Origin of the sequence: Clostridium sp., assembly GCF_051650885.1 — a bacterium.
Classification (GTDB): domain Bacteria; phylum Bacillota; class Clostridia; order Clostridiales; family Clostridiaceae; genus Clostridium.
This window is the reverse complement of record NZ_JBOFRG010000017.1, coordinates 1-2,790: the sequence shown is the minus strand read 5'-3', so window position 1 is coordinate 2,790 and position 2,790 is coordinate 1. Positions and strand designations below refer to the sequence as shown.

The following is a 2,790-nucleotide window of genomic DNA, read 5'->3' as shown; positions in this document are numbered from 1 at the left end:
CCAAATTCCTCTTCGCAAGCTGTTACTAATTCGTTTAATTCTAAAACGCTCATTTCTTTTATTGCTTGAATTATATCTTCTCTTGTCATTTTAATTGCACCTCCAAAAATTTTAAAACGGATAACTATTTTATAGTTATATTAATTATTCAGCTGAATCAGCCTCTTTTTTCTCTTTTATTGCATTTAATAAGTAAGCAAGGTTCGATAATGGAGCCTTGATACTTCCAAGAAGTTTTGCAATAAGAACTTCTTTTGATGGTATTGAAGCGATTTTAACGATCATATCTTGATCATAAACAACCTTCTCAACTATACCAGCTTTTAACTCAATCTTTTTGTGAGTTTTAGCGAAATCATTTAAGATTCTCGCTGGTGATGTAGCATCTTCATATCCGAATGCTATTGATACAGGTCCTTCAAGATATTTAACAACATCTCCTAAACCTAACTCTTCAGCAGCTCTTGCTACTAATTTGTTTTTGTATACCTTATATTCTACACCAGCTTCTCTTAAGCTCTTTCTTAATTCAGTATCTTCTTCAACTGTAAGACCTTGATAGTCTGCTAAAACAACACCTTGAGCTTTTTCTAACTTTTCTTTAATCTCAGCAACTTTAGCTGCTTTTAATTCTCTGTTCTTGTTCACTGTGTGTCCACCTCCTCACAGTATTAACTGCTTTTTCGTATTAAAAAAGATCTTCCTTGTAGACGGAGGAAGATCTAGAAAATTCTCTATCACCCTCGGTAGGTTGTATACGTTACGCTTTACGCACCTACTGTCTACGGAATATTTTTAACTTTTCACAACGTATTACATTGTATCACTTAATTTTATATAAGTCAATAACTATTCTGTAACTTTCGCTGGATTTATTTTTGCTCCAGGTCCCATTGTGCTTGAAACACTTACTGATTTAACATATTGCCCTTTAGCTGCAGCTGGTTTAGCTTTAACTATAGCATCTATTAAAGTAGTGTAGTTATCTTTTAATTTATCAGTTCCGAATGATTTCTTACCGATTGGACAGTGAATGATAGCAGTTTTATCAACTCTATATTCAACTTTACCAGCTTTGATATCAGCTATAGCTTTAGCTACATCAAATGTTACTGTTCCTGATTTAGGGTTTGGCATTAATCCTTTAGGTCCTAAAACTCTACCAATTCTACCAACTACACCCATCATATCTGGAGTAGCAACTACTACATCGTAATCGAACCAGTTTTCTGATTGGATCTTTTGAACTAATTCTTCAGCTCCAACGAAATCTGCTCCTGCTTCTTGAGCTTCTTTAGCTTTGTCTCCTTTAGCGAAAACTAAAACTCTAACTGTTTTACCTGTTCCGTGTGGTAAAACTACTGCACCTCTAACTTGTTGGTCCGCATGTCTTGGATCTACCCCAAGTCTTACGTGTAATTCGATTGTTTCATCGAAGTTAGCTTTTGCAGTTTTAACAGCAAGTTCTAACGCTTCTGTTACATTATATAAAGCACTTTTATCAACTAATTTTGCACTTTCAACATATTTCTTTCCCATAATAAGCCTCCTTTGTGGTATTAACGGTTTTTACCTCCCACTATTTTAAATATGAATTACTCTTCGATAGTTACGCCCATACTTCTAGCAGTTCCAGCTATCATTCTCATAGCACTTTCAACGCTAGCAGCATTTAAATCTGGCATTTTTAATTCTGCGATCTTTCTTACTTGATCCTTAGTTAAACTACCAACTTTTGTTCTGTTTGGTACTCCTGATCCGCTTTCAAGTCCTAATTCTTTTTTGATTAGAACTGCAGCTGGAGGAGTCTTTAAGATAAAGCTAAACGATCTATCTTGATATACAGTGATTACTACTGGTATTATTAATCCAGCCTTATCTGCAGTTTTTGCATTGAACTCCTTACAGAATCCCATAATGTTTACACCGTGTTGTCCTAATGCTGGTCCAACTGGTGGTGCTGGAGTTGCCTTTCCTGCAGCAAGTTGAAGTTTGATCATTCCAGTTACTTTCTTAGCCATGTTTTTATTCCTCCTATACTGTGGTAATACGGGCTTTTTGCCCTCCCACTTAATTAAAACATTAGTCTTTTAAGACTAAAATTAAATTAAACTAATTTTTCTACTTGGTTAAAATCTAGTTCAGCAAGTGTTTCCCTACCAAACATATCAACTGAAGCTTTAATTTTAAGCTTCTCAAGATTGATTTCTTGAATAGTTCCAATGAATTCTCTCAGTGGACCTGAGGTAACTCTAATACTTTCACCAATTTCAAGATCTATTTCTTTTGGTAATTCTACCACGCCCATAGATTCAATCTCCATTTCAGTAAGAGGCACTGGTTTAGAACCAGGTCCTACGAATCCTGTTACACCTCTTGTATTTCTAACAACATACCATGATTCGTCTGTCATTAGCATTTTTACAATTACATATCCAGGAAACTTCTTTTTAAAACTTACCTTTGGATTACCATCTTTATCTTTCTTTTCTTCATCGATAACTTCTTCCATTGGAATCTGTATATCTTGTATTAGGTGATGAAGATTTCTATTTTCGATAGTTTTTTCAATGGTAGCTTTAACTTTGTTTTCATATCCAGAATACGTATGTACTACGTACCATCTTGCTATTTCACTCATATTAATCGGCGTTACCACCTAAACCTCCTTTATTTCAGTTTCAAAACTACTTCGAAGAGGTTTTGAAAAATATAATCAAATCCACCTACTAATACAATGTATATAATAGTGAATCCTAGAACAGCAATTAATGCTTTTTTCGTTTCCTC

5 protein-coding genes, 1 pseudogene and 1 other annotated feature are annotated in these 2,790 nt (G+C 34.5%); all 6 genes and pseudogenes read right to left on the bottom strand.

What is annotated here, in order from left to right; translation table 11 throughout:
- A pseudogene (gene rplL / locus ACRC28_RS00520) lies at positions 1-89 on the bottom strand (50S ribosomal protein L7/L12); the annotation flags it as partial.
- 55 nt (positions 90-144) lie between these two features.
- A complete protein-coding gene (gene rplJ, locus ACRC28_RS00515) occupies positions 145-648 on the bottom strand; it encodes a 50S ribosomal protein L10 (protein ID WP_438541502.1) in 504 nt (167 codons plus the stop codon).
- Between the two features lie 33 nt (positions 649-681).
- Positions 682-806, bottom strand: a sequence feature (ribosomal protein L10 leader region).
- 43 nt (positions 807-849) lie between these two features.
- Complete coding sequence (rplA, locus tag ACRC28_RS00510) at positions 850-1,539, bottom strand: 50S ribosomal protein L1 (RefSeq protein ID WP_438541501.1); 690 nt, start codon at positions 1,537-1,539, stop codon at positions 850-852.
- Positions 1,540-1,595: 56 nt separating this feature from the next.
- A complete protein-coding gene (rplK, locus tag ACRC28_RS00505; RefSeq protein WP_438541500.1) occupies positions 1,596-2,021 on the bottom strand; it encodes a 50S ribosomal protein L11 in 426 nt (141 codons plus the stop codon).
- Positions 2,022-2,107: 86 nt separating this feature from the next.
- The gene (gene nusG / locus ACRC28_RS00500) at positions 2,108-2,641 is read right to left on the bottom strand and encodes a transcription termination/antitermination protein NusG (protein ID WP_438541504.1); all 534 of its coding nucleotides are present in this window, start codon (positions 2,639-2,641) and stop codon (positions 2,108-2,110) included.
- Between the two features lie 29 nt (positions 2,642-2,670).
- Positions 2,671-2,790: preprotein translocase subunit SecE (gene secE / locus ACRC28_RS00495; RefSeq protein ID WP_438541503.1), on the bottom strand; the 120-nt coding region annotated here is incomplete at its 5' end.